The organism is Streptomyces sp. NPDC036813 (genome assembly GCF_055609245.1).
Genome location: NZ_JBVJPV010000003.1, coordinates 307,472 through 328,486 on the forward strand (window position 1 = coordinate 307,472; position 21,015 = coordinate 328,486).

Annotated in this window: 12 protein-coding genes; 4 read left to right on the forward strand and 8 right to left on the reverse strand. The window is 73.7% G+C overall.

Features of this window, described 5'->3' with window-relative positions; genetic code table 11:
* Positions 1-39 precede the first annotated feature (39 nt).
* From ACZ67Q_RS08970 to ACZ67Q_RS08980, 3 genes are all read right to left on the reverse strand, one after another.
* On the reverse strand, positions 40-3,663 hold the full coding sequence (locus ACZ67Q_RS08970; protein ID WP_471178374.1) for an ATP-dependent helicase: 3,624 nt from the start codon (positions 3,661-3,663) through the stop codon (positions 40-42).
* Between the two features lie 131 nt (positions 3,664-3,794).
* On the reverse strand, positions 3,795-7,193 hold the full coding sequence (locus ACZ67Q_RS08975) for an ATP-dependent helicase (RefSeq protein WP_471178377.1): 3,399 nt from the start codon (positions 7,191-7,193) through the stop codon (positions 3,795-3,797).
* Positions 7,194-7,451: 258 nt separating this feature from the next.
* Positions 7,452-7,859 (reverse strand): MGMT family protein, encoded by a 408-nt coding sequence (locus tag ACZ67Q_RS08980; RefSeq protein WP_471178379.1) that lies wholly within the window; start codon positions 7,857-7,859, stop codon positions 7,452-7,454.
* Positions 7,860-8,044: 185 nt separating this feature from the next.
* Between ACZ67Q_RS08980 and ACZ67Q_RS08985 the strand changes: the two genes are divergently transcribed.
* The 4 genes from ACZ67Q_RS08985 to ACZ67Q_RS09000 all read left to right on the forward strand — a co-directional run bounded on the left by ACZ67Q_RS08985 (position 8,045) and on the right by ACZ67Q_RS09000 (position 14,663).
* The gene (locus tag ACZ67Q_RS08985; RefSeq protein ID WP_471178381.1) at positions 8,045-10,861 is read left to right on the forward strand and encodes a lysylphosphatidylglycerol synthase transmembrane domain-containing protein; all 2,817 of its coding nucleotides are present in this window, start codon (positions 8,045-8,047) and stop codon (positions 10,859-10,861) included.
* A 131-nt stretch (positions 10,862-10,992) separates the two neighbouring features.
* Positions 10,993-12,537 carry an alpha/beta hydrolase gene (locus ACZ67Q_RS08990; RefSeq protein WP_471178384.1) on the forward strand — a complete coding sequence of 515 codons (1,545 nt, stop codon included), beginning with the start codon at positions 10,993-10,995 and terminating at the stop codon, positions 12,535-12,537.
* A 130-nt stretch (positions 12,538-12,667) separates the two neighbouring features.
* Complete coding sequence (locus ACZ67Q_RS08995; RefSeq protein WP_471178386.1) at positions 12,668-14,212, forward strand: alpha/beta hydrolase; 1,545 nt, start codon at positions 12,668-12,670, stop codon at positions 14,210-14,212.
* Between the two features lie 109 nt (positions 14,213-14,321).
* Positions 14,322-14,663, forward strand: coding sequence for a hypothetical protein (locus ACZ67Q_RS09000; RefSeq protein WP_471178388.1), 342 nt, complete (start codon positions 14,322-14,324; stop codon positions 14,661-14,663).
* Positions 14,664-14,813: 150 nt separating this feature from the next.
* On the opposite strand, the gene moeZ is transcribed toward ACZ67Q_RS09000, so the two are convergent.
* The 5 genes from moeZ to ACZ67Q_RS09025 all read right to left on the reverse strand — a co-directional run bounded on the left by moeZ (position 14,814) and on the right by ACZ67Q_RS09025 (position 20,917).
* On the reverse strand, positions 14,814-15,992 hold the full coding sequence (moeZ, locus tag ACZ67Q_RS09005; RefSeq protein WP_471178391.1) for an adenylyltransferase/sulfurtransferase MoeZ: 1,179 nt from the start codon (positions 15,990-15,992) through the stop codon (positions 14,814-14,816).
* 63 nt (positions 15,993-16,055) lie between these two features.
* The gene (locus ACZ67Q_RS09010) at positions 16,056-16,805 is read right to left on the reverse strand and encodes a spherulation-specific family 4 protein (protein WP_471178393.1); all 750 of its coding nucleotides are present in this window, start codon (positions 16,803-16,805) and stop codon (positions 16,056-16,058) included.
* Entirely contained in the window at positions 16,793-17,752 is a 960-nt protein-coding gene (locus ACZ67Q_RS09015; protein ID WP_471178396.1) for an NAD-dependent epimerase/dehydratase family protein, read from the reverse strand. Before ACZ67Q_RS09015 ends, ACZ67Q_RS09010 begins: the two co-directional genes overlap by 13 nt.
* A gap of 106 nt (positions 17,753-17,858) precedes the next feature.
* Complete coding sequence (locus ACZ67Q_RS09020) at positions 17,859-19,187, reverse strand: hypothetical protein (RefSeq protein WP_471178398.1); 1,329 nt, start codon at positions 19,185-19,187, stop codon at positions 17,859-17,861.
* Positions 19,184-20,917: a DUF3492 domain-containing protein gene (locus ACZ67Q_RS09025; RefSeq protein WP_471178401.1), complete on the reverse strand. Its 1,734-nt coding sequence runs from the start codon at positions 20,915-20,917 to the stop codon at positions 19,184-19,186. Before ACZ67Q_RS09025 ends, ACZ67Q_RS09020 begins: the two co-directional genes overlap by 4 nt.
* Positions 20,918-21,015 lie beyond the last annotated feature (98 nt).

Genomic DNA, 21,015 nt, shown 5'->3' on the forward strand with positions numbered 1-21,015 from the left:
GCACCGAGTGACATCCTGGTTGGGCGGTTCGTCACACCTTCACGTACGCGTACCGGCCTCGGTGGCCGGTTCCGCCGTCAGCAGCCGCTCCAGCGCGGCCCGGTCCGGCAGATCGTCCGGTCGCACGATCTGCCCGGTGCGCACGTACAGGAACGCCGCCGTGACCGATTCCACATCGATGCCCTGCTGCTCGGCCCAGGCCAGCCGGTAGACGGCGAGCTGGAGGGGGTCCGCGTCGCGGTGGCGGTTGGTCTTCCAGTCGACGATCTCGTACGTCGCGTCGTCCCCGTCGCCGTTGCGGTAGACGGCGTCGATCCGGCCGCGGATCACGCGTCCGGCCAGGGACAGCTGGAAGGGCGCCTCCACGCGGTAGGGGGTGCGGTGGGCGTACTCGGTGCGTTCGAAGGCGTCCTTGAGCGCCTGAAGGTCGCGCTCGTCGGCGATCTCGGCATCGCCGCCGGGCAGCTCGTCCGGCTCCAGCAGGGGCAGCGTCAGCGCCTCGAAGCGGGCCTCCACCCACGCGTGGAAACGGGTGCCCCGCCGGGCGGCCGGCTGCGGCGGACGGGGCATGGGCCGCGCCAGGTCCTGCGCGAAGCCGTCCGGGTCGGCGGCCAGGCGCAGCAGCTGCGAGGCGGTCAGCGACGCGGGCAGGGGTACGTCGGTGACGGCCTCACGGGCGCGCAGGAGCTCCCCGGTGAGGGCGTCGAGGTCGCGGTCCCAGGACGCGATCACGCGGGCCTCCTCGGGTGTGAGGCGGCCCTCGGAGGCACGGGGATCCGCGGGGCCGAGGGTGTCCGGCTCACCGGCCCGGGGGCGGGGAGCCGGGGGCTCGGGCGCGCGGGCCGGGGACAGGTCGGCGGGCGGCTCGGGCGCGGGGGCCGGAGACCGGTCGGCGGCCGGGTCAGGCGCGGTGGCCTGGTGGGGCACCGTCGGGCGCTCGGCGGGCCATGCGTCCCAGTCCGCGTCATCCGTGAACGGGTCGTCCGCGAACGGGTCGGCTTCGGCGAACGGATCGGCTTCGGCGAACGGATCGGCTTCGGCGAACGGCGGCGCGGCGTCGGCCGGGTCCACAGGGGGCGGCTCGTCGTACGGCTCGACGTCCTCGGGGGGCGGCGGCCAGTCGGGGTCGTCGTACGTGTCCGGGTCGTGCGTCGCCGTCGCGTCGCCCGCGGCGAGGGCGTCGAGGTGGGCGAGGACCGTCGCGGCGGCGGCCCGGCGCCGGGCGAGGGCGGCCTCGTCCAAGGGCAGCGGCCACGCCTGCTCGATCCCGGCCCGCTGCAGGGCGGGGTTCTCCTCGTCCTCCTCCGGCTCGTCGGCCCACGCCTCGATCTCGCCGTACCCGGCGACGCAGTGCTCGTACAGGGCGAGCAGGAAGTCGGACGGGCCGCGCCGCTTCTTCTGGGTGGGGCCCCACCAGTGGCCGGAGCCCAGCAGCAGGGAGCGGGGCCGGGTGAAGGTGACGTAGCCGAGGCGGAGTTCCTCGGTGTGCTGGTGGTCCTTCATGGCCTCGTGGAAGGCCTTCATGCCGCGCGCGTCCCACGCCTGCACGTCGGGCAGGGTGTCGGCGTCGCCGCGCAGGGCGTGCGGCAGCACCTTGGCCTGCGCGGTCCACTTCTCGCGCCCCTGCCCGCTGGGAAAGGTGCCGGTGACCAGGCCGGGCACGGCGACGACGTCCCACTCCAGGCCCTTGGACTTGTGCGCGGTGAGAACCTTGACGGTGTTCTCCCCGCCGGGCAGGGCGTTGTCGAGCCCCTTTTCGTACTGGGCGGCGGTGCGCAGGAAGCCGAGGAACGCCAGCAGGGTGGCCTCGCTGTCGTTGGCGGCGAAGGAGGCGGCGACGTCGAGGAAGTTGGACAGCGTCTCGCGGCGGCGGGCGGCCAGCGCGTGCGGGGACGCCGACAGCTCGACCTCCAGGCCGGTGACGGCGAGGATCCGGTGCAGGACGTCCATCAGCGGATCGGACAGGGAGCGGCGCAGGTCGCGCAGTTCGGCGGCGAGGCGGGCGAAGCGCACGCGTGCGTCCGGCGAGAACGGCAGCCCGTCGTCGTCCTCCGCCAGGGGAGCTTCGAGGAACGTGTCGAGGGCGTCCGCGAGCGATATCACCTCCGAGGGGTCGACCCCCTCGACCGCTTCGGCGAGGCGCCGGTCCGGGTCGTCGTCGCCCACGCGCGTTGCGGACACCAGCAGCCGGGCGCGCCGGCCGAGCAGCGCCAGGTCGCGGGGGCCGATGCGCCAGCGCGGGCCGGTGAGCAGGCGCACCAGGGCGGCGTTGGCGCCGGGGTCCTGGAGGACCTCGCACACGGCGACCAGGTCGGCGACCTCCGGCAGGTGCAGCAGGCCGGACAGGCCGACGACCTCGACGGGGACGTCACGGGCGACGAGCGCGCCCTGGATCTCGGCGAAGTCGTTCGCCGTACGGCACAGGACGGCGATCTCGCCGGGCGGGGTGCCGGTGTGGACGAGGTGGGCGATCGAGTCGGCGATCCAGTCGATCTCCTCGGCGTGCGTGGGCAACAGGGCGCAGCGGACCATGCCGTCGCGTTCGGCGCCCGGGGCGGGGCGCAGGGCCTCCACGCCCGCGTGCATCGCGCGCAGCGGCTCGGCGAGGTGATTGGCGAGGTCGAGAAGGCGGCCGCCGCTGCGGCGGTTCTCGCTGAGCGCCTGCCGGGTGGCGGGGCGGCCGTCGGCGCGGCGGAAGTGGTCGGGGAAGTCGTCGAGGTTGGCGACGGAGGCGCCGCGCCAGCCGTAGATGGCCTGGCAGGGGTCGCCGACGGCGGTGACCGGATGCCCACTGCCGCCGCCGAAGAGCCCGGCGAGCATCACACGCTGGGCGACGGAGGTGTCCTGGTACTCGTCGAGGAGCACCACGCGGAACTCCTCGCGCAGCAGGCGGCCCACCTCGGGCACCTCCCCGAGCTGTGCGGCCAGCGCGATCTGGTCGCCGAAGTCGAGCAGGTCGCGTTCGCGTTTGGCGCTGCGGTAGCGCCGGACGAGGTCGGTCAGCTCGCGGCGGGCTGCGGCGGTCTCGGGGACCTTTCGCAGGTCGGCGTTGGAGAGCTTGGCGCTCTGCAGGGTGAGCAGCAGTTCGGCGTCGTGGGCACGCAGTGCTTCGGGGCGTACGAGGTGTTCGGCGAGCTCGGCGTCGAGCGCGAGCAGGTCGCTGATCAGGTCGGGGAAGGAGCGGGTGAGCGCAGGGTAGGGACCGGGCGCCTCGCGCAGGACGCGTGCGGCGAGCTGATAGCGGCTGGCGTCGGCGAGCAGGCGGGAGGTGGGCTCCAGGCCGAGGCGCAGGCCGTGGTCGGTCAGCAGGCGGCCGGCGAAGGCGTGGTAGGTGGAGATCACCGGCTCGCCGGGCGGGTTGTCCGGGTCGATGACATCGGGGTCGGTGACGCCGGCCTTGATCAGCGCCTTGCGGACACGTTCGGCGAGTTCGCCGGCTGCCTTGTTGGTGAACGTCAGGCCCAGGACCTGCTCGGGGGCGACCTGGCCGGTGCCGACCAGCCACACCACGCGCGCCGCCATCACCGTGGTCTTGCCGGACCCGGCGCCGGCCACGATCACCTGCGGGGCGGGCGGCGCCGTGATGCAGGCCGTCTGCTCCGGGGTGAACGGGATGCCGAGGAGCTCCTTGAGCTGCTCGGGGTCGGTGATATGTGCGGACACATCGAGAGAGGCTAGCGGCGGGCACTGACAGCGGGTGCCCCACTCACCTTCCGTGCCGGAAGAAACGCAGGTCAGCCCAGGAGGTGCGGTACGTCACGCCGCTCACTCCACGCCCTGGCGGCCGTCGGGGCTCACTCCACGACCTGGCGGCCCTCCGGCCGGGCGCTGCACGAGGCACGGAACGCGCAGTGCGTGCAGTGCTGGCCGGCGCTCGGTGCGAACCGCTCGTCGAGCACCTTGCCGGCCGCCGTCGCCAGCAGCTCACCGACCCACTCACCCTCCGGCGGCTCCTGTGCCTGCACCTTCGGCAGCGCCTCACCGCCGTCCCGTTTCGCGGCCCCCTGCCGCAACTGGACCAGCTCCGCACCGCCCGGCTCGGGCCGCACCCCGTCGAAGACCTCGTCGACGGCGCCCTCGCGGACCGCGAGCTGGTAGACGGCGAGCTGCGGGTGGCGGGCCACTTCGGCCGAGCTGGGGGCCTGCTTGCCGGTCTTGAAGTCGACGACGTAGGCGCGGCCGTCGCCGTCGGCCTCGACGCGGTCCATCTGGCCGCGGATGCGCACCGCGTACTCGCCCGCCTCCAGGGTGACCTCGAAGTCGTGCTCGCTGGCCACCGGGGTGCGGCCGCCGCGGTCCATGACGTGCCACTGCAGGAAGCGCTCCAGCGCCACGCGCGCGTTCTCCTTCTCCTGCTGCGACTTCCACGGCGCGTCGAAGGCGAGCGCGTTCCACACCGTCTCCAGGCGTTCCATCAGCACGGCGAGGTCGGCCGGGGTGTGCCCGGAGGCGACCTCGTCGGCGAGGACGTGGACGACGTTGCCGAAGCCCTGGGCGGCGGTCGCGGGGGCGTCGGCCTTGACCTCGCGGCCCAGGAACCACTGCAGGGCGCACGTGTTGGCGAGTTGGTCCAGCGCGCTGCCGGACAGCACGACGGGCTGGTCGCGGTCGCGCAGCGGCACCTTGGACTCGGTCGGGTCCCACATGCCCCACCAGCGGTAGGGGTGCGCGGACGGCACCAGGGGGCGGCCGTCCTCGTCGGCGAGCGCGGCGAGGCGGGCCAGGCGCTGCGCCGCGGCCTCCCGCAGCGCGTCCGAGACCCGCGGGTCGACGGTGGTGGCTCGCAACTCGGCGACCAGGGCGGCGACCGACAGGGGGCGGCGCGGGCGGCCCGTGACGTCCTTGGGCTCGACGCCGAGTTCGGTGAGGAAACGAGAGGGCTGGTCTCCGTCGTCGGCGGGCGCCTTCACCGCGGTGACGACGAGGCGTTCACGCGCGCGTGTGGCGGCGACGTAGAACAGACGGCGTTCCTCGGCGAGCAGGGCCGCCGGGGTGAGGGGCTGGGCGAGCCCGTCGCGGCCGATGCGGTCGGCCTCCAGCAGGGAGCCGCGCCGGCGCAGGTCCGGCCACAGGCCCTCCTGAACGCCCGCGACGACGACCAGGCGCCACTCCAGTCCCTTGGAGCGGTGGGCGGTCATCAGCCGGACGGCGTCCGCGCGCACCGCGCGCCGGGTGAGGGTGTCGGCGGCGATGTCCTCCGCCTCGATCTGCTCGAGGAAGTTCAGCGCGCCCCGGCCACCGGTGCGCTCCTCAGCGCGCGCCGCGGTCGCGAACAGCGCGCATACCGCGTCCAGGTCGCGGTCTGCGTTACGGCCGGCGGCGCCGCCGCGCCGGGCGGCCCGCTCCAGACGCCCGGGCCAGGGCGTGCCCTCCCACAGGTCCCACAGCGCCTCCTCGGCGGTACCGCCGCCGGCCAGCCGCTCGCGCGCCTTGCGCAGCAGCGCGCCGAGGCGCTGGGCGCCACGCGCGTACGTCGGGTCGTGCACGGCGAGGCGTTCGGGCTCGGCGAGGGCGCGGGCGAGCAGGTCGTCGGAGGGCGGCGGCAGCGGGTTGCCGGCGGCGCGTTCCTCCTCGCGCAGGGCGCGCCCGAGACGGCGCAGGTCGGCGGCGTCCATACCGGCGAGCGGCGAGGCGAGCAGGGTGAGGGCGGTCTCGGTGTCGAGCCAGCAGGGGCCCGCGACGGCGCCGTCCTCGGGGCCCTGTGGCGCGTCGGACTCGGGCTCGGTCGCCTCCCCGGTCCCCGGAGTTTCGGCAGAGTCGGCGGCCTCCTCGACCCCTCGGGGCTCAGAGGCTGCGCCCGCTTCCGCCGTGGCCACCGCCCGCAGGGCCGCCAGCAGGGGCGCCACGGCGGGTTCGTGCCGCAGGGGCAGGTCGTCGCCGTCGATGTCCAGCGGGACGCCGGCGGCGGTGAGGGCGCGGCGGACCGCCGGGATGGTCCGGCCGCCCGCGCGCACCAGGACGGCCATGTCACGCCAGGGGACGCCGTCCTCCAGATGGGCGCGACGCAGGATGTCGGCGACGTTGTCCAGTTCCGTGCCGGGCGTCGGATACGTGTACACCTCGACGCGGCCGCCGTCACGCACCGGCGTCAGCTCGCGGTGGGCCCGCACCTTCTCGGCGGGCAGCCGGGTCAGCGGCATCCGCTGGGTGATCAGCCGGGTGGCGGCGAGCAGGGCCGCCCCGGAGCGCCGGGAGGTGCGCAGCACCGCGACGGGGGCGGGGCGGCCGTCCGCGCGCGGGAAGGCGTGCGGGAAGTCGAGGATGCCGTTCACGTCGGCGCCCCGGAAGGCGTAGATCGACTGGTCCGGGTCGCCGAAGGCCACGAGGTCGCGTCCGCCTCCGGCGAGCGCGCGCAGCAGCCGTACCTGTGCGGGGTCGGTGTCCTGGTACTCGTCGACGTACACGGCGTCGTACCGGGCGGCCAGCTCGCGGGCGACCTCCGGGCGCCGGGCGAGGAGCACCGCGCGGTGGACCAGTTCGGCGTAGTCGAGGACGCCCTGCAGGTCGAGTATGTCCAGGTACTCGGCGAGGAACGCGGCAGCAGCCCGCCAGTCGGGGCGCCCGATGCGTCGGGCGAAGGCGTCCAGGGCGTCGGGCCCGAGTCCGAGTTCCCGGCTGCGGGCGAGGACGGCGCGGACCTCGTCGGCGAAGCCGCGCGTGGTCAGGCAGGCGCGCAGTTCGTCCGGCCAGCGCACGTGCGCGAGGCCGAGCTTCTCCAGCTCGATCTCGCCGGCGAGCAGCTCGCGGACGGTGACGTCCTGCTCGGGGCCGGACAGCAGCCGCAGCGGCTCGGCGAACAGCTCGCTGTCCTGGTGGGCACGGACGAGGGCGTAGCAGAAGGAGTGGAAGGTGGTCGCCTGGGGGGCGCGGGGCGCTCCCATGCGCAGCGCCATGCGGTCACGCAGCTCGACGGCGGCCTTGCGGCTGAACGTCAGCACGAGCACGCGCGCGGGGTCACCGCCGCGGGCGACGCGGGCGGCCACGGACTCGACGAGGGTGGTGGTCTTTCCGGTGCCGGGACCTGCCAGGACGAGCAGCGGGCCGGTTTCGTGGTCAACCACGGCGCGCTGGGCGGCGTCCAGACGAGGGGGGTCCGGGCGGTCTGGCGGGGTACGCAGGAGTCGGTAGGCGCCACGGCTCCCCTGGCGCACCTGGGGGTGCGGCAGGCGCCTGGTGGAGGAAGAGGAGCTCACGTGGTTCGCCGGTCCTGGTGGGTGTGCTGGTGGTGCGGCCACCCGCGTGTGCGTGGGGGTGGCCGCGGGCCGAGGGGGACACGCGCAGGTGACGCTACGCCGGACGGTCGGGCGGAAGCAGGACTTCCGCTTCTTCCCGTCAGACGCTCATGTCACGCGAGTCCCTCGACCCTCGAACGTACGTCATGCCACGCTCGTGCCCTTGTTCACCCGTACGGGTCACATGTCACACAGGGGCGGGCGGCATGGCGGAAGCTGTCAGATGTGAGCGTCAGCGCGTCCGCCGCCGTCCCACCGCGCGCGTTTCATGTCGAGGCGCGGCAGATGGCCCTGCGCGGCCCGGCTCGCCTGCTTCAGCGGTGTGCCCTCCGCGCGGTAGCGGGCGAGCGCCCGCTGCTCGTGCCCCGGCAGCAGCACCCCGTCGGACCGCACGACACGCCACCAGGGGACGGCGCCGCCGTACAGGGACATCACCCGGCCGACCTGGCGGGGGCCGCCCTCCTCAAGCCACTCGGCGACATCTCCGTACGTCATGACGCGCCCCGGCGGGATCAGCTCGGCGACCTCGAGGACCCGCTCGGCGTACTCCGGGAGCGCACCGGCGTCCTCCGGGCGGGCGGCGGCGTACTCCGCACGGGCGTCGTCCGGCAGGCTCTGCTCGCTCATTCGTCCCATCCTGCACCACCCCACCGACAGGGTGACCGACTCCACACGGTGGGTGACCCTCGCCCCGGGCGGTGCTTCCGGCAGACTGTGCGCCCCCGCATCTGCACCCTGATGCCCCCATGTGTCGGTGGGGCATGCCACCATCGTGCGGGCGGTGACCGGTGATACGAGATCAAGAAGAGGCGATGAAGCAGCAGGGCGTGCACCCCGGGGACGCGGAGGGCACCTCTGACGCTGCGTCGCGCCCGGGCACCGGCGGCAGTGGCGACAAGGGCGGCGAGCCCGCGAACGCCGGCAAGGACGACGTGCCCACGAAGGGCGACCGGCCCGTGCGGCACACCAAGGACGCGGACACCCCGGATGCCTCGCGCGGCGGTGACGAAGCAGGTGACGTGACGCACATCGACGAGGTGGAGGGCGACGAACCGCTGCTCCCCGCGCGCGTGCACCGCCCCTCCGACCTGATGCGGCTGGCGGTGGGCGTGCTCGCCGTCGTCGTCCTGCTGGGCATCGCCGCGTTCGCCCACGGCACCACCTCCGGCCTCGAACAGGACATCAACAAGGGCACCGGACAGGCGCCCGACCTGCTCATCAAGATCGCCGGCCTGGCCTCCAGCATCGCGATCCTGCTGGTGCCCGTCGCGTTCGCGATCGAGCGGCTGATCAAGCGGGACGGGCTGCGCATCGCGGACGGCGTCCTCGCCGCCGTCCTCGCACACGGCGTGACACTGGCCACCGACCTGTGGGTCGCCAAGGCCGCCCCCGACTCCATCCAGGAGGCGCTCACCCAGCCCTCCCCCGGCGACATCCACGCACTGACCGACCCGGTGCACGGCTACCTCGCCCCGGTCATCGCCTACATGACCGCCGTCGGCATGTCCCGCAGGCCGCGCTGGCGGGCCGTGCTGTGGATCGTGCTGCTCCTCGACGCCTTCTCGATGCTCGTCACGGGCTACACGACACCGTTCTCGATCATCCTGACGGTGCTCATCGGCTGGACCGTGGCCTACGGCACCCTGTACGCGGTCGGCTCGCCCAACGTCCGCCCCACCGGCCGCACCCTGATGGCCGGCCTGCGGACCGTCGGCTTCCACCCCGTCAGCGCCGCCCGCGAGGAGGCGCCGGAGACCGCCGAGAACGGCGACCGCGGCCGGCGCTACTTCGTCACCCTGGAGGACGGCCCGCCGCTGGACGTCACGGTCGTCGACCGTGAACAGCAGGCCCAGGGCTTCTTCTACCGCGCGTGGCGCAATCTGACGCTGCGCGGCTTCGCCACCCGCAGCAGCCTGCAGTCGCTGCGCCAGGCCCTGGAGCAGGAGGCCCTGCTCGCCTACGCCGCGATCGCCGCCGGCGCCAACGCGCCCAAGCTGATCGCCACCTCCGAGCTCGGCCCCGACGCCGTCATGCTCGTCTACGAGCACACCGGCGGACGCACGCTGGATTCGCTGGCCGACGAGGAGATCACCGACGAGCTGCTGCTCAACGCCTGGCACCAGGTGCGCGCCCTGCAGTCGCGGCGCATCGCGCACCGCAGGCTCGCCGGTGACGCGATTCTGGTGGATCGTTCCGGCAGGGTGATCCTGACCGACCTGCGCGGTGGCGAGATCGCGGCCGGAGATCTGCTGCTGCGTATGGACGTCGCCCAGCTCGTGACCACACTGGGCCTGCGGGTGGGCGCTGAGCGGGCGGTGGCCTGCGCGGTGAGCGTCCTCGGCCCCGACACCGTGGCCGACTGCCTGCCGATGCTGCAGCCGATCGCGCTGACCCGCTCCACGCGCGCGACGCTGCGCAGACTGGCACGCGAGCGTGCCCAGCGCGAGCGCGATGCGGTCCTGGCGGCAGCCAAGCACGCCAAGGAGGCCCGCGCCGAGGCCCACGAAGAGGGCTCCACCCTGCCGGACATGGCCGACAAGAAGGCCGTCCGGGCGCATGCGCGGGCCGAGAAGCGGGCCATCGACGAGGCGCTGGAGGAGGCGCGCGAAGAGGCCCGCGAAGAGGATCTGCTCAGCCAGATCCGGCACGAGGTCCTGCTGATCAGGCCGCAGGCGCCGGTCGAGCCCGCCCGGTTGGAGCGGGTGCGGCCGCGCACGCTGATCAGCTTCATCGCCGGCGCCATCGGCGCGTACTTCCTGCTCACCCAGCTCACCCACATCGAGTTCGGGCCGCTCGTGGCCAACGCCCAGTGGGGCTGGGTCGCCGCGGCCGTGCTCTTCTCCGCACTGAGCTATGTCGCCGCGGCGATGAGCCTGCTGGGCTTCGTTCCCGAGCGGGTGCCCTTCCTGCGGACGGTGGCCGCGCAGGTCGCCGGGTCCTTCGTGAAGATCGTCGCTCCCCCCGCGGTGGGCGGCGTCGCCCTGAACACCCGCTTCCTGCAGCGCGCGGGGGTGCGGCCGGGGCTCGCGGTGGCGAGCGTGGGCGCCTCGCAGTTGTTCGGCCTCGGGGCGCACATCTTGATGCTGCTGTCGTTCGGCTATCTCACGGGCACCGAGAAGACGCCGTCGCTTTCGCCGTCCCGCACGGTCATCGCGGGTCTGCTGACCGTCGCGGTCCTCGTGCTCGTCGTGACGTCGGTGCCGTTCCTGCGGAAGTTCATCGTCACGCGCGTGCGGTCGCTGTTCGCGGGCGTCATCCCGCGCATGCTGGACGTGCTGCAGCGGCCGCAGAAGCTCGTCACCGGCATCGGCGGCATGCTGCTGCTCACCGCCTGCTTCGTGATGTGCCTGGACGCCTCCATCCGCGCCTTCGGCGACGGCTCGGCCTCGCTGAGCATCGCCAGCGTCGCCGTCGTCTTCCTGGCCGGCAACGCGCTCGGCTCGGCGGCGCCCACCCCGGGCGGTGTGGGTGCCGTCGAGGCGTCCCTGACGCTGGGCCTGATCGCCGTCGGGCTGCCCAAGGAGGTCGCCGCCCCCGCGGTGCTGCTGTTCCGCCTTCTCACGCTGTGGCTTCCGGTGCTGCCGGGCTGGCTGGCGTTCAACCAGCTCACGCGCAAGGGAGCGCTGTAGGACTCGCGGCGGACTCCACGGCCGGCCGCGGCGGACTCGGTGAAGCCCCGCGGGCAAGAGAGGCCGGCCTGTCGTCCCCCCAACGGCCCGCGCCCCGCGCGCGTGGGCGCACGTGGCCGCACGATGGGATCATGCCCAACCCCTCCCGGCTGCGCGCCGCCGCCCTCACCGCCACCGCCCTGCTGCTGTCGGCAGCCCTGACGGCCTGCGGTGACGACAACAAGGACGAGGACCTGACGGATCAGAAGCTGAGCTGGAAGGACTGTCCCGCGCCCTCGCAGGCGGAGGGCGGCGGCAACGCCCCCTCCGCGCTGCCGAACGGCGGCCAGTGGCAGTGCGCGACCATGAAGGCCCCCCTCGACTGGGCCAACCCCAAGGGCGACACGATCGGCATCGCGCTGATCCGGGCCAAGGCCAGCGGTCCGCAGAACCGGCGCATCGGCTCGCTGCTCTTCAACTTCGGCGGCCCCGGCGGCTCCGGGGTGACCACGCTGCCCGCCTTCGGCCAGGACTACGCCACCCTGCGCACCCGCTTCGACCTGGTCAGCTTCGACCCGCGCGGGGTGGGCCGCAGCACGCCGGTGAAGTGCGAGAACGACGAGCAGCTGGACGCCTACTTCCAGCAGGACGCCACTCCCGACGACACCGCCGAGCGCACGACGTACCTCGACAACACGAAGGACTTCAACGCGGCCTGCGAGCACAACTCCAAGCGGGTCCTGCCGCATGTGCGCACCACCGACGCGGCCCGCGACATGGACCTGATGCGCCAGGTCCTCGGCGACGCCAAGCTGTACTACTTCGGCATCTCCTACGGCACCGAGCTGGGCGGCGTCTACGCCCACCTGTTCCCCCGGCGCGTCGGACGGGCCGTGTTCGACGCGGTCGTCGACCCGACGCAGAACGCCGAGCAGGGCGCGCTCGGCCAGGCCAAGGGTTTCCAGCTCGCCCTGGACAACTTCGCGAAGGACTGCACCTCCAAGACGGAGGACTGCCCGCTCGGGGACACCCCGCAGGCCGTCGAGGAACGCATCGCCAAGCTCCTGAGGGACCTCGACCGCAAACCGATCCCGGGCATCTTCCCCCGCCAGCTGACCCAGACCGCCGCCACCAACGGCATCGCGCAGGCCCTGTACTCCAAGGACTTCTGGGACTACCTCACCGAGGGACTCCAGGATGCCTACAGCGGCAACGGCAGGATCCTCATGGCCCTGTCCGACTCGATGAACGGGCGCAACGAGAACGGCGAGTACAGCAACATCACCGCCGCCAACGTCTCCATCAACTGCGCCGACGACAAAGCGCGCTACACCGCCGACTACGTGCAGAAGGAGCTGCCCGCCTTCCGGGCCGCCTCACCACTGTTCGGGGACTTCCTGGCCTGGGGCATGGTCAGCTGCACCGACTGGGCGGTGCCCGGCGCCGCCGACCACCCCGACGTCAGCGCACCCGGCGCGGCCCCGATCCTCGTCGTGGGCAACACCGGCGACCCGGCCACGCCGTACGAGGGCGCCCGCAAGATGGTGGACGCCCTCGGCAAGGGCGTCGGTGTGGAGCTGACGTACAAGGGGCAGGGGCACGGCGCTTACGACAGCAAGAACAAATGCGTGCAGTCCGCGGTCAACGGCTATCTGCTGGACGGCAAGGTGCCGCCGGCCGGCACGGTCTGCTCCTGAGCCTGGGCCGCACCGAAACCCCAGGTCACGGGGTTATCCACAGGGTCCACCGGGCCGTGCCCGATCAACCTACGATGGCCTGACCGCCGTTCGCCGCCCGGTGCGGACGGTCCACGAGGGGGTAAGGCACATGGCACGTCCGATCCGGTGGGCGGCGCTCGCCGCCGCTGCCGCGCTGCTGCTGTCCGGCTGCGACGGCGGCTCGTCACCCGAGGGCGGCAAACCCGAGGGGAGCGCCACGCACCCCTCGGCCACCGCCCCGGACACGGCGGCGGGACTGCCGTCGGCACTCACCGCGCAGAAACTCGACTGGGGCCGCTGCAAGAGCACCGCCGACTCCCCAGCGCCGAGCGGCGAGTGGCAGTGCGCCACGCTCAGGGCACCGCTGGACTGGTCGCGTCCCGGCGGCCGGACGATCGGCCTCGCCCTGATCCGGGCCAAGGCGGACGGAGGCGACCGCATCGGCTCACTGCTGTTCAACTTCGGCGGCCCGGGCGGCTCCGGCGTGGCCGGCATGCCGTCGTACGCACCGCTCGTCTCGCGCCTGCGGGAACACTACGACCTGGTCAGCTGGGATCCGCGCGGAGTGGGTGCCAGCAAGGGCGTGCGCTGCCGAGGCGACCGGCAGATCGAGGCCGCCGAGGCGATCGACGCCACACCGGACACACCGGCGGAGGAGCGCGCGTTCCTCGCGGACGCCACCGCCTTCGGCAAGGGCTGCCGACAGGCCGCCGGCGAGCTGATGGCGCACGCCTCCACCACCGACACCGCACGCGACATGGACCTGATGCGCCAGGTCCTCGGCGACGCGAAGATGCACTACTTCGGCATCTCCTACGGCACCGAGCTGGGCGGCGTCTACGCCCACCTGTTCCCGCGCACCGTGGGCCGGCTGGTCCTCGACGCGGTGGTCGACCCGAGCGCCGACACGGTGGGCCACGCGCAGAACCAGACCCGCGGCTTCCAGCGGGCGCTGGACGACTACCTGAAGTCCACCGGCCAGGACCCGCAGCAGGGCACCCGTGAGATCGCCGACCTGCTGAACCGGCTGGACACCCGTCCGCTGCCCACCGCCTCGGGCCGGAAGCTGACCCAGACGCTCGCGGTGACGGGCATCGTCCTGCCGCTGTACAGCAAGGAGAGCTGGCCGAACCTGACCAGCGCGCTCGGCTCAGCGGAACGCGGCGACGGCACGGAACTGCTGGCGCTCGCCGACGGCTACAACGAACGCGACGCCTCGGGCCACTACGGCACCTCGTCCCACTCCCAGCGGCTCATATCCTGCCTGGACGAGAAGGAGCGCCCGACGCCGCAGCAGACCAGGCAGCGCCTGGCCTCCTTCACCCGCATCTCGCCCGTCTTCGGCCCCTTCCTCGCCTGGGACACGGCCGGCTGGTGCCACGACTGGCCGGTCCCGGGCCAGTACGACACACCGCAGGTGAGCGCCCCGCGCGCGGCCCCCGTCCTGGTCGTGGGCAACACGGGCGACCCGGCCACGCCGTACGAGGGAGCGCGCCGCATGGCCGACGAACTCGGCAAGGACGTCGGCACCCTGCTCACCTGGAAGGGCGAGGGCCACGGAGCGTACGGCAGCGGCAGCGACTGTGTGGACACGACGGTGAACGCGTACCTGCTGAAGGGCACGCTGCCGAAGCCCGGCACGGTCTGCACATGAAGACGGCGGGGGCTCCGAGCGCCGCGGAAGGCACCCGGGACCCTGGCCGCTCACACCGGGGGCGCTGCTCAGTACACCGGGGTAGCAGCGCGGCACGTCATCATGAGGCATGGGGATTGATCTGGAGCTGCACTCGTCACGGCCGGCTAGCAACAACTGGCGCACATCCCGCGTAACGCTCCTGCGGAGTTCCTACGGGCACGGCGACGCACTGGCCGACGCACTCGGCTCGCTCCAACTCGCCGGAGTGTCCGGGAGGCTCACCGCCGTCGATCCCTACGGGGACACCTTGATGAACGAGCAAGAGGCCGCGGCCGCCCTCCAGGAGATCCCCGGTCTGAGGCGGAGTTGCGCTGATGAGCGTCAGCTCGCTGCGCTGGACGATCTCAGAGCGATGCTGGAACAGTGCGCTGCCACCCCGGGCAGCTACCTGTGGTTCGCAGGCGACTGAGCCTCCGGCCGGCTGCCGAGTGCCGTTCCCGGGCCGTCGCCGGACCGTCCAAGGTCAGCCGAAGCCGACCGGCAACGACAGAAGCCCACCGCATCCGACCTGGTCAGAGCGGTGGGCTTCGTCAGTCTCGCTGGTGAGCGAGAGAGGTGATCAGTACACCGGCTTGTCCGGTTCGATCTGGTTGACCCAGCCGATGACGCCGCCGCCGACGTGGACCGCGTCGGCGAAGCCCGCGGACTTCAGGACCGCGAGGACTTCCGCACTGCGGACACCCGTCTTGCAATGCAGGACGATCTTCTTGTCCTGCGGGAGGCCCTCGAGGGCAGTGCCCATGAGGAACTCGTTCTTCGGGATGAGACGGGCGCCCGGGATGGACACGATCTCGTACTCGTTGGGCTCGCGAACGTCGATGATCTCGATGTTCTCGCCGTCGTCGATCCACTCCTTGAGCTGCTTGGGAGTGATCGTCGAACCGGCGGCCGCCTCCTGGGCCTCCTCGGAGACGACGCCGCAGAAGGCCTCGTAGTCGATGAGCTCGGTGACGGTCGGGTTGTCGCCGCAGACCGCGCAGTTCGGGTCCTTGCGGACCTTGACCTGGCGGTAGGTCATCTCCAGGGCGTCGTAGATCATCAGGCGCCCGACCAGCGGCTCGCCGATGCCCGCGAGGAGCTTGATGGCCTCGTTGACCTGGATGGAGCCGATGGACGCGCACAGCACGCCCAGGACGCCGCCCTCGGCGCAGGAGGGGACCATGCCGGGGGGCGGGGGCTCCGGGTAGAGGCAGCGGTAGCAGGGGCCGTGCTCCGACCAGAAGACGGAGGCCTGGCCGTCGAAGCGGTAGATCGAGCCCCACACGTACGGCTTGTTCAGCAGCACGCACGCGTCGTTGACCAGGTAACGCGTCGCGAAGTTGTCCGTGCCGTCGATGATCAGGTCGTACTGGCTGAAGATGTCCATCACGTTGTCGGCCTCGAGCCGCTCCTCGTGAAGGATCACGTTCACGTACGGGTTGATGCCCTTGACCGTGTCACGCGCGGACTCGGCCTTGGAGCGGCCGATGTCGGACTGGCTGTGGATGATCTGGCGCTGCAGGTTCGACTCGTCGACCTCGTCGAACTCCACGATGCCGAGCGTGCCGACGCCCGCGGCGGCCAGGTACATCAGCGCCGGCGAGCCCAGGCCGCCGGCGCCCACACAGAGCACCTTGGCGTTCTTCAGCCGCTTCTGCCCGTCCATCCCCACGTCGGGGATGATCAGGTGGCGGGAGTACCGGCGGACCTCGTCTACGGTGAGCTCAGCTGCTGGCTCGACCAGGGGTGGCAACGACACGGGGACTCCGTTGGTCGGTCAATCACTACGGTTGTTCTCCCCGTAACAGTGCCATGGTCTTTTTCATTCCGAGACACCTGTTCCGATACGCGAGACGATGTCGTCCCAGAAGCCGGGCATCGTCGTCCACGCCTCCGTCTCGCGGCCCCGGCCGCCGCCGGCCACGCGGTCGGTGAACCAGATCGTTGCCGCGCCGTGCCAGCGGGCGATACGCAGCGCCTCCTCCAGGTGCGGGTGCGGCACGCCGTGCACGAAGTGGCAGAAGCGCTCCGGCGGGTAGTCCGCGGTCCACTCGGCCGCCTGCGACCAGCGGTAGTCGCTCCAGGCGCCGCTGAAGGTCACCAGCTGGTCGGCGCTCTCGGCGTAGCCGGGGTACGGGTGGGTGCCGTGGTCCAGGACGATGTGCGCATCGTCACGCCGGGCGCGCAGCGCCGAGACCGTGCGCCGCACGGCCGGAAGGTCGGCGCGGTCGACGGGGCAGCGGTGCAGCAGGAAGCCGTCGACCTGGTACCAGTCGAGGTAGCGCTCGGCATCCTCGAGCAGATCGCCGGCCGCGCGTGCGGCGTCCAGGCGGCCCAGGACGCGCACGCCCGCGTTCCGCAGCCGGCCGGCGGCCGCCAGGCAGTGCGGGTCGGGGCGGGCGCCGGGGCCGTCGGAGACGTCGAGGACGACCCAGTGCAGCGGCGTGCCGGGCCGGGTGAGCTCGCCCCACTCGGCCGGTGCGACCAGGGGGTGGGCGAGGCCGGGGAGGCCGAGGCCGGTGTGCAGGACCGTGCCGGCGGTGCCCGCGGTCGTGCTGGTCAGATGCGGCATGCCGCCTCCATCCAGATGTCGGCGAGGGATTCCTCGAGGTTGATCCGCGGCCGCCAGCCCAGCCGGTCGCGCGCGGTGCGCACATCGGCCTGCTGCCAGCTGCCGCAGCCGTCGGGGTAGGGGTATGCGACCGGGGTCACGTGGTCGGAGTCGGCGCGCGGGTGGCCGATCGTCGACCTGAGGGGACCGGGCGGGCCGTCCAGTTCGTGCAGCGCGCCGCCGTATCCGGCGACCCGGGCGAGGATCGCGGCGGCGTCGCGCAGCCGCACGGCGCGGCCCGAGCCGATGTTGATGACGCCCTGCGCGGCCGACAGCGAGGCGGCGTGCACGGCGCGGGCGACGTCGCGGACGTCGATGAAGTCCCGCTGCGCGCCGAGGCCGCCGAGCTTGAGTTCGCCGTCGCCGGACTGCATGGCGCGCCGCATGGCCTCGGCGAGCCGGCCGAGCGGGGAGCCGGCCGGGGTGCCGGGCCCGGCGGGCGAGAACACCCGCAGGACAACGGCGTCCAGGCCGGAGCCGAGGACCAGTTCGGTGGCGGCGAGCTTGCTGACGCCGTACGGGCCGCCCGGGCGCGGCACGGCGTCCTCGGCGGTGGAGGAGCCGGGCTGGCTGGGGCCGTACTCGGCGCCGCAGCCGATCTGCACCAGGCGGGCGCCGCAGCCGCTGCGGCGCAGGGCTTCGCAGACGGTGGCGACGGCGACGGTGTTGTGCCGGGTCAGGTCGCGGGCGCCGCCGCGGGTGGCGCCCGCGCAGTTGATGACGACTCCGGGGTGCACGGCGTCGAGGAAGCGGGTGAGCGCGCCCGGGCTGCCGCTGGCGAGGTCGAAGCGGACGTCGGCGTCGTCGCCGCGGCCGAGCGCGGTGAGCTGGACGGCCGGGTCGGCGAGCAGGCGGTCGGCGACGAAGCGGCCGAGGAAACCGTTGGCTCCGATCAGCAGGACCCTCATCGGGCGGCTCCCCGGGCCGAGTCCTCGCGGGAGGTGATCATCTGGTCTTCTCCTTCAGGGGTGTTGCGATGACGTGCGGCCCGGTGGGGGGTGGGCTGCCGGCGGCTCACCGGTGGTGGTCCGCTCGCGCGTGGGCCGAGGCCCGGGTGAGGGTGCGGGTCGCGTGGATCAGCAGGGTCAGTGCGGCCGCCCCGCACAGCAGGGCGGGAACGCCGCCGGGGCCGAGGGCGTCGAGGAGTGCCTCGACCGGGGTCGCCAGGAAGCCGCAGCCGGGCAGACGGGCGGTGAGGACCACGGCCAGGACGGCGGCCTCGCAGCCGGCCGTGACGGCGAGGACGAGCCCGGGGGCGCGCGTGGCCCCGTGCGTCGCCAGGAGCCGGGCGAGCAGCAGGAGCGCGCCGAGGGTGAGCGCCTGGGCGTACCCGGCCCTCTCGCCCAGGACCGCCGCGCACAGGGTGAGCAGGGCGGTGAGCGCGGCGAGGAAGAGGGCGAAGACGCCGAGCAGCAGGGGCCGTACGGCGGCGGCGAACTCCTCCAGGCCGCGGCTGGCGGCGAGTTTGCGGCGTGCGCGGGACGAGAGGAGGTGGGCGCACCAGGCGGCGGGAGCGCAGGCGAGGGCGAGCGCCAGGACCGGGGCGGCGGCGAGGGGCCAGGCGCCTGTGGCGGTGCCGTCGGGCAGGCCGTCGGGGCCTCCGGAGACGGCGTCCGACAGCAGGGCGTCACCCAGGGCGGCGTAGGCGAGCAGCCAGCAGGTCCACGCGCGGGTGCCCGCCGGGCGCACGCCCGGGTGGGGGCGGTGCGGGGCGCCGAGCGGCCCCCGGCGCAGGACGGCCCGCAGCGCGGCGGCCGTGGCGAGGACGCCGGCCAGCGCCACGAGCAGGCGGCCGCGGCCGTCGGTGAGGCGCAGACCGGCCACGGTCGCCGCGCACAGGGTGCCGGGCAGCACGGAGAGCAGCAGCCAGGCCGTGCGCGGCCGCTCCGGTGTGGTGACGGCCGGAGGCGGCGCGGGGGTGTCGCCGGTGCGGGGCACGCGCGCGTACATCTCCTCCGCGAGGGAGAAGACGTCCCGGTGGCGGAAGCGGGCGGCGGTGCGGTCGGTGACGCCGTGCGCCTCCAGACCGGCCGCGATCTCCAGCGGGTCGACGGCCCGCTCGCACAGCTCACGGTGCCGGTGCATCAGGGCCTTGACCGGGTCCACGGCTCCGCGCCGAGGGGCGAGCGGCTTGCGGTCCGGGGAGGCGGCGGAGGCCGTGAGGGCCGCGGGGCCCTCCCGCACGTCCGGCCGCGCCGCGCCCGAGGGGGTGCTCCCGGCTCCCCGCGTGCCGGCGGCGGACGTCTCCGTCCCGCCCTCGTCCAGCAGCTGGGCCGACCGCGTGTCCCACGCGCCGGGGCTGCCGGGCGTCCCCGGGCGGTCGAACTCTCCCGTGTCGCTCATCGCGCCGCCTCCCCCGCCGGGACCGGCGCGGTGCCCGCCCGGGACGCCGCCCGTACCGGTGCCGCGGCCCAGCCGGGGCCGCCGCGGGCCACCACCCGGGCGCCGGAGTCGGTCCAGCGGCCCGGCACATGCGCCTCGGCCGGGACACCGAACGGCAGCGGCTCACCGGTGTCGTCGAGGACGACGCGGTTGACCGGACAGCGGGAGACCAGCTCCAGGTAAATGCCGTGAAATGCCGCCACGTTCTGCTCGACGGTGAACAGCTCCAGCGCACGCGCGCGTGCGGCCGCGCCGAGGCGCGCACGGCGCTCGGGGTCGCGCAGCAGCGCCACGCACGCCTCGGCGAGCGCCCGCGGGTTGCGCGGCGGTACGACGAGGCCGGTGCCGCCGATGACCTCCACGACCGCGCCGACGTCCGTGGAGACGGTCGCGCGGCCGCAGAACATGGCCTCGACGAGCCCGAGCGGGAAGCCCTCGACGACGCTGGACAGCACGACGACCGCGCCCGCAGCGTAGGCGTCCGCGAGGACGGGCAGCTCCGGGCCGCCGATCTCCTCGAAGGAGACGGGGTTGTCCCCGACGGCGTGCAGTCCGTCGGCCTCGTCCGGGAAGAGCTGGGCGGCGAGCGCCCGGCAGTGCGCCAGGTACGCCTCGCCCTCGGCGCCGGCCGGCGGGCCGACGATCCGCAGACGCGCGCCCGGCTCCTCCTTGCGGACCTCGGTGAACGCGTGCAGCAGCGACACCAGGTCCTTGGCCGGTTCGATCCGGCCGACCCACACGAGCGTGCCGGGGTCGGCGGCGTCCGGCGCCTCGCCCACCTCGGCGAAGCGGCTCGCGTCCATGCCCGGGTAGACGGTGCGCAGCTTGTCCCGGCCGGCGCCGCAGCGTTCCTGCCAGCGGCGGGCGTGGGCGTTGCCGGGCGTGACGCAGGCGGCCCGGTGGTAGACCTCGGTGGCGAGCCGCCCGTGGAAGGCGGCGAGCAGGGCCCGTACGACGGGCGCGGCCTCCCGGTCGGCGCCGTGCTCCAGATAGTGGCTGCGCAGCCGGACGCCGTACTCGGTCACCAGCAGGGGTACGCCGAAGAAGTGGCCGGCGAGCAGGCCGGGCAGGGCGGCCGGACCACCGGAGGCGGCGTGGCACACGTCGGCCGAGCCGAGCCCGGCGTCGTCGTACCAGTCGAGCGAGAGGGGGCGCAGCGCGCTTTCCAGGTGGGCGGCGACGGTGAGGAGATCCGCTACCCGGGCATCCCGCGCGGTGCGCAGCGCGCCGGGCGCGCGACAGGCGCGTTCCAGGGCGCGTACCGCCCCTTCCGAGCGGAGCGCGCCGACCAGTCCGCCCTCGTCACGGGCGAGCTCGGCGAGGCCGTACAGCGCGTTGCTGAAACGGTCCGCCTCGGGGGCGTGCACCGCCTCGGTGGCGTGTGCCGGGGCGGCGGACGGCTCCGCGCAGATCGCGGCCACCAGCTCGCCGTAGCACTCGGTGAACCGCCGGCGCGCGCGGCGCCCGTGGCTCACCCCGTCGTCCTCGGCCGTCCACAGCGGGGCCATGTGCACCCTGCTGACCTGCGGCGGCAGCGGAACCCAGCCCTCGTCCTCCTGGCACCGACTGCGGCTGAGCGCGTAGATGTCGAACTCGTGCTGCCCGAGCCCGCGCACGAGCCGGTCGCACCACGGCCCGGCGTCACTGCTCAGAAACGGGTAGCCACCCTCCGTGACCAGTCCGATGCGCACGCGTACACCCCCGATCTCCGTGTGGGGAGCCGCCGTTGGTCCGGCGGCTCGCAGCGGGACGAACGTATGCGGACAAGGCGGTGGGGGGGGGGGGGGGG

Bases quoted from the DNA above. Each gene is read 5' to 3' on its own strand.
- ACZ67Q_RS09020 (WP_471178398.1), bottom strand. From the start codon at position 19,187: ATGAGCGACACGGGAGAGTTCGACCGCCCGGGGACGCCCGGCAGCCCC.
- ACZ67Q_RS09010 (WP_471178393.1), bottom strand. From the start codon at position 16,805: ATGCCGCATCTGACCAGCACGACCGCGGGCACCGCCGGCACGGTCCTG.
- ACZ67Q_RS08985 (WP_471178381.1), top strand. From the start codon at position 8,045: ATGAAGCAGCAGGGCGTGCACCCCGGGGACGCGGAGGGCACCTCTGAC.
- ACZ67Q_RS08980 (WP_471178379.1), bottom strand. From the start codon at position 7,859: ATGAGCGAGCAGAGCCTGCCGGACGACGCCCGTGCGGAGTACGCCGCC.
- ACZ67Q_RS08990 (WP_471178384.1), top strand. From the start codon at position 10,993: ATGCCCAACCCCTCCCGGCTGCGCGCCGCCGCCCTCACCGCCACCGCC.
- ACZ67Q_RS09015 (WP_471178396.1), bottom strand. From the start codon at position 17,752: ATGAGGGTCCTGCTGATCGGAGCCAACGGTTTCCTCGGCCGCTTCGTC.
- ACZ67Q_RS08995 (WP_471178386.1), top strand. From the start codon at position 12,668: ATGGCACGTCCGATCCGGTGGGCGGCGCTCGCCGCCGCTGCCGCGCTG.
- ACZ67Q_RS09000 (WP_471178388.1), top strand. From the start codon at position 14,322: ATGGGGATTGATCTGGAGCTGCACTCGTCACGGCCGGCTAGCAACAAC.